General features: G+C 73.5%; 5 protein-coding genes. All 5 read left to right on the top strand.

All coding sequences use genetic code 11. From position 1 onward, the window contains the following. Positions 1 to 141 precede the first annotated feature (141 nt). The gene (locus STRTUCAR8_RS27595) at positions 142 to 1,458 is read left to right on the top strand and encodes an NAD(P)/FAD-dependent oxidoreductase (protein WP_006379366.1); all 1,317 of its coding nucleotides are present in this window, start codon (positions 142 to 144) and stop codon (positions 1,456 to 1,458) included. 5 nt (positions 1,459 to 1,463) lie between these two features. Next, on the top strand, positions 1,464 to 2,213 hold the full coding sequence (locus tag STRTUCAR8_RS27590; protein ID WP_006379361.1) for a DUF1365 domain-containing protein: 750 nt from the start codon (positions 1,464 to 1,466) through the stop codon (positions 2,211 to 2,213). Beyond that, positions 2,210 to 3,505, top strand: coding sequence for an SAM-dependent methyltransferase (locus STRTUCAR8_RS27585; RefSeq protein WP_006379363.1), 1,296 nt, complete (start codon positions 2,210 to 2,212; stop codon positions 3,503 to 3,505). Before STRTUCAR8_RS27590 ends, STRTUCAR8_RS27585 begins: the two co-directional genes overlap by 4 nt. Before the next feature lie 5 nt (positions 3,506 to 3,510). After that, entirely contained in the window at positions 3,511 to 4,329 is an 819-nt protein-coding gene (locus STRTUCAR8_RS27580; RefSeq protein ID WP_006379362.1) for a DUF1295 domain-containing protein, read from the top strand. A gap of 208 nt (positions 4,330 to 4,537) precedes the next feature. After that, the coding region (locus tag STRTUCAR8_RS27575) for an alpha/beta fold hydrolase (RefSeq protein WP_006379364.1) at positions 4,538 to 5,243 on the top strand (706 nt) is incomplete at its 3' end.

Raw genomic sequence — 5,243 nt, 5'->3', positions numbered from 1 at the left:
ACCCCGGCCCCCCGGGCCGGACTCCGCTCCGGAATGTCGGCAAAACCGTCTCCTTCCCGACCAATCCACTGTCCGACCTGATCCGGATTACGCGGAGACCGCGATCGCGGACCGCGGATCGTGGAGGCGGGAGGAGAGGCGATGGAGTGGACGTCGAGGGAGGCGTCGGACGGGTCGGGGCGGGTGGCGCGGTACGGGCGGCGGACGGCGGTGGTGGGGTCCGGGGTGGCGGGGCTGACCGCCGCGTACGTCCTGGGGCTGGACCGGCACGTCACCCTGTACGAGGCCGACGACCGGCTCGGCGGGCACGCGCACACCCACGAGCTGACCTCGCCGTACGACGGACGGGTGCACCACGTCGACTCCGGGTTCATCGTGCACAACCGCCGCACCTACCCCCGTCTGCTGCGGCTCTTCGACGAACTCGGTGTCGCCACCCAGGAGTCGGAGATGAGCATGTCGGTGCGGTGCGAGGGGTGCGGACTGGAGTACGCGGGCGCGCGCGGCCCGGGCGGACTGTTCGCCCGGCCCCGGAACCTGCTGCGCGGCCCCTATCTGCGACTGCTGACCGAGGTGCCCGTCTTCTACCGGGCGGCCCGGCGGCTCCTCGCAGAGGAGGAACAGGACTCCCCGCTCACGCTCGGTGAGTTCCTCGACCGGGAGGGCTTCTCCGCCTACTTCCGCGCCCACTTCATGACCCCGGTGGTGTCGGCCGTGTGGTCCTGCGACGCCGGCACCGCCCAGCGGTACCCGGCCGCCTATCTGTTCCGCTTCCTCGAACACCACGGGATGCTCTCGGTGGGCGGCTCCCCGGTGTGGCGCACGGTCACCGGCGGCTCGCGCACCTACGTCGACCGGGTCGCCAAGCACATCGGCGAGATACGGACCGGCGCTCCCGTGCGCGCCGTACGCCGTCACGCCGACGGCGTCGAGGTGACGACCGACGACGGCACCACCGAGCCGTACGACGCCGTGGTGATCGCGGTCCACCCCGACCAGGCGCTGCGGCTGCTGGCCGACGCGACCGGGCTGGAGCGGGAGGTGCTGGGCGCCTTCCGCTACTCCCGCAACACCACGCTTCTGCACACCGACACCAGGATCCTGCCGCGCGCCCCCCGTGCACGCGCCTCCTGGAACTACCTGATGCCGTCGTGCGCGGCGGGCGCCGACCGGGTACGGGTCAGCTACGACATGAGCCGGCTGCAACGCCTCGACGCCGCCGAGACGTTCGTCGTCACCCTGGGCGGGGAGGACCGCGTCGACAAGGAGCGGGTGTTGGCCCGCATGGTGTACGAACACCCGGTCTACACGCCCGAGTCGGTGGCCGCGCAACGGCGGCTTCCCGAACTGGCCAGTACGGTCTGCGCGTTCGCGGGCGCCTATCACGGCTGGGGGTTCCACGAGGACGGCTGCCGCTCCGGCGTCGAGGCCGCCGCCGCGCTGGGAGCACGCTGGTGAATGCCGTGAATGCCGTGAGCGCCGGGAGCGCCGTACCCGCCCTCTACGCCTGCACGATCCGGCATGTGCGGACCACACCCCTGCGCTACACCCTGAAGCACCGCACGTACCTGTGGCTCGTCGACCCGGACCGGCCGCCCCGACTGCCGCTACTGCTGCGCCCGCTGGCCCGGTTCGACCCGCGCGACCACTTCACCGGTGACCTGCCCTCCGTACGCGCCGGACTGGACGCCTTCCTCGCCGGGCACGACGTCCGCCTGGACGGTGGCCGGGTGGTGATGCTGACCCACGCACGCGTGTTCGGGTACGTGTTCAACCCGCTCACCCTGTACTGGTGCCACGGCCCTGACGGTGAGCTGCGCTGTGTGGTCGCGGAGGTGCACAACACCTACGGCGGCCGGCACTGCTACCTGCTGAGCCCGGACGCCGCCGGGGTCGCGCGCACCGGCAAGGAGTTCTACGTCTCCCCGTTCTTCCCGGTCGACGGCGACTACCGCATGCGGCTGCCCGCGCCCGGAGAGCGGCTCGACCTGACCGTACGGCTGGACCGGGACGGCGGCCGGGCGTTCACCGCGACCGTACGCGGCACCCGGCGCGAGGCGAGCCCGGCGGCCCTGTTGCGGCTGGCGCTGCGCCACCCCTGGTCCACCCTCGCCGGGTCGGCCGCGATCCGGTTCCACGGAATACGCCTGTACCTGCGGGGACTGCCCGTCCAGCCCCGCCCCGACCACCGCACCCCGGAGAACGTGACATGAGGACCGCAGAGCCACACCCCGCCCTCCCCGGGCAGGCCCGCGCCGTCGACCCCGCCCGCTGGCCCGACGTCGCCGCCGTGCCCCCGGCGTCGCGCGCCCGGACCGCGGTGACGGCGGCCCTGGTCCGACGGGCGCTCGGCGGGCTGCCGCTCCGGGTGCGGTTCGCGGGCGGCGAGACCGTCGGGCTGGGCGGGCCGCTGCTGGACGTGCGCGACCCGGCCGCCTTCCAGGCCCGCATCGGCACCGGGGGACTGGTCGGGTTCGGCGAGTCCTACATGGCCGGGGAGTGGGACGCCCCCGACCTCGTCGCCACCCTCACCGTGCTCGCCGCCCACGCCGCCGAACTGATCCCGGCTCCGCTGCAACGGCTGCGCGGCCTGTGGGCGCCGCGTCACCCCCAGGACGAGCGCAACACCCCCGACGGCTCCCGCACCAACATCAGCCGTCACTACGACCTGTCCAACGACCTGTTCGCCCTCTTCCTCGACGACACCGTCAGCTACTCCTCCGCGCTCTTCCGGGGATTCCCGGCGAGCTGGGACCTGCTCGCCGCCGCCCAGCACCGCAAGATCGACCGGCTGCTCGACCTCGCCGACGTCGGCGCGGGCACCCGCGTGCTGGAGATCGGCACCGGCTGGGGCGAACTGGCCATCCGGGCCGCCGCGCGCGGCGCCCACGTCACCTCGCTCACCCTCTCCCGGGAACAGCGGGCGCTGGCCCGGGAACGCGCGGACGCGGCGGGGCTCGCCGACCGGATCTCCGTCGAACTGTGCGACTACCGGGAGGCGCGCGGAGACTACGACGCCGTCGTCAGCGTGGAGATGGTCGAGGCGGTCGGCGCCGAGTTCTGGCCGGTGTACTTCCGCACCCTGGACGCGCGGCTCGCCCCGGGCGGCCGGGTGGCGCTCCAGACCATCACCATGCCGCACGACCGGATGCTCGCCACCCGGGACACCTTCACCTGGATCCACAAGTACGTCTTCCCCGGCGGGTTCATCCCGTCCACGCGGGCGATCGAGGACACGGTCCGCGACCACACCGGCCTGCGCCCTGCCCGCCGTGACGGTTTCGGCGCGCACTACGCGGAGACCCTGCGACTGTGGCGGGAGCGGTTCACCGAACGCGCGGACGACGTCGAGGCGCTCGGCTTCGACGAGACGTTCCGCCGCTTGTGGACCTTCTACCTCGCCTACTCCGAGGCCGGGTTCCGCGCCGGCTACCTCGACGTCCAGCAGTACCTCTTCACGAGGGAGCCCTCCGCGACCTCGAGAACCCACCACGAGGGACGGTGAACGGCGTGAACGGATTCCCATGGGGTGCCTTCGCGCAGGGACTCGCCCCGGCCGCCGCCGCGGCCCTCGCCGTCATGCTCGTCACCTTCGCCGCCGCCGTACGCACGGGCCTGCACCGGATCGTGGACGTCGCCTGGGGCATCGGGTTCACGGGGGTGGCCACGGTGAGCCTCGTGGCCTCCGCCGGGGAAGGCGATGTCGTACGACGACTGCTGGTGACCGTACTGACAGCGGTGTGGGGGCTGCGGCTGGCGGCGCACATCGCCCGCCGGGGCCGGGGTCACGGCGAGGACCCGCGCTACGAGGCGATGCTCGCGAAGGCCCCCGGCAACCGGAACCTGTACGCCCTGCGCATGGTCTACCTGCTCCAGGGAGGGCTGGTCTGGCTGGTGTCGCTGCCCGTCCAGGCCGCGCAGTACGTGACCGGACCGCTGTCGCTCCTCGCCTGGGCCGGCGTCGCACTGTGGGCGGTCGGCGTCGGCTTCGAGGCGGTGGGGGACGCGCAGCTGGCCCGGTTCAGGGCCGATCCGGCGAACCGGGGCCAGATCATGGACCGGGGCCTGTGGGCCTGGACCCGGCATCCCAACTACTTCGGGGACTTCTGCGTCTGGTGGGGCCTGTTCCTGCTGGTCTGCGACTCCCCCGAGGCAGCGGCCGTGTCCGTGGTCTCCCCGGTGGTCATGAGCCTGCTGCTGACCCGGGGCAGCGGAAAGCGCCTCCTGGAACGCCACATGGCCGACCGACCCGGCTACGCCGACTACATGGCCCGCACCAGCGGTTTCCTCCCGCGCCCGCCAAGAAGAAAACCGGCGGCCCCGTCGTGACCGGCCGGGTCGGCGAGAATGGGCCACCCGGCCCGAACACCGCCGGTGCGCACGGGCACGTGAACCGAAACTGGGAGAGCGACGGCATGCGGCAGTACGAGACCGGATCCCCCGCCGCGCCCGCGAGTGCGTTGCTGTCGCGCCGGTGTCGGCCTTCGCGGGGTGCCGGGGTCGGTGTGCTGGACGGTGGGCAGGGGGCGGGCCTGTTGTGACTGGATTCTCCGTCGCGCCCGCGAGTGCGTTGCTGACCCGCCGGTGCCCGTCGGCGCCGGGTGCTGCCGTCGTCGTACTGCACGGTGGGCAGGCGGACAGCGACCGACGCGCCCGGCCCTGGCAGCTCGCCGCCCTGCGGATGGATCCCTTCGTACGGGCGGTGACGGCCGCTCTGCCCGGCCAGGACGTCCTCGTCGCCCAGGTCCGTTACCGCCTGCGCGGCTGGAACGGGTCCCGGGCGGACCCGGTGCGCGACACCCACCGGGCGCTGGACGAACTCGCCGAACTGGCCGGACCCGTGCCCATCGTGCTGCTCGGCCACTCCATGGGCGGCCGGGCCGCCCTGCGCGCCGCCGGTCATCCGCAGGTGCGCGGCGTGGTCGCGCTGGCTCCGTGGTGGCCGCCCGGCGAGCCGGTGGAGCAACTGGCGGGCAGACACCTCGTCGCCCTGCACGGCGACCGGGACCGCGTCACCTCGCCCGCCGAATCCGCCGACTGCGTGCGCCGGGCACGGGAGACGGCGGACCGGGCGGGCCTGGCCGTCGTCGGCGGGGGCGACCACCCGATGCTGCGCCGCCACCACTTCTGGCAGGACACGGCCGTGGCCGTCGTCGCCCACATCCTCGACCCCACCGGCTCCCCCGACCCGCTGCCCGCGGACTGCTACGCCCAGGGCTCCGGTCCCGGCCCCGGTGACTTTC

The organism is Streptomyces turgidiscabies Car8 (assembly GCF_000331005.1).
Lineage (GTDB): Bacteria > Actinomycetota > Actinomycetes > Streptomycetales > Streptomycetaceae > Streptomyces > Streptomyces turgidiscabies.
Note: the sequence above shows the minus strand (reverse complement) of the source record. Positions and strands in the feature narration are given on the sequence as shown.

What these genes read in the sequence shown, in the direction of transcription:
- STRTUCAR8_RS27595 (WP_006379366.1), top strand. Translation starts at nt 142, where the DNA reads ATGGAGTGGACGTCGAGGGAGGCGTCGGACGGGTCGGGGCGGGTGGCG.
- STRTUCAR8_RS27585 (WP_006379363.1), top strand. Translation starts at nt 2,210, where the DNA reads ATGAGGACCGCAGAGCCACACCCCGCCCTCCCCGGGCAGGCCCGCGCC.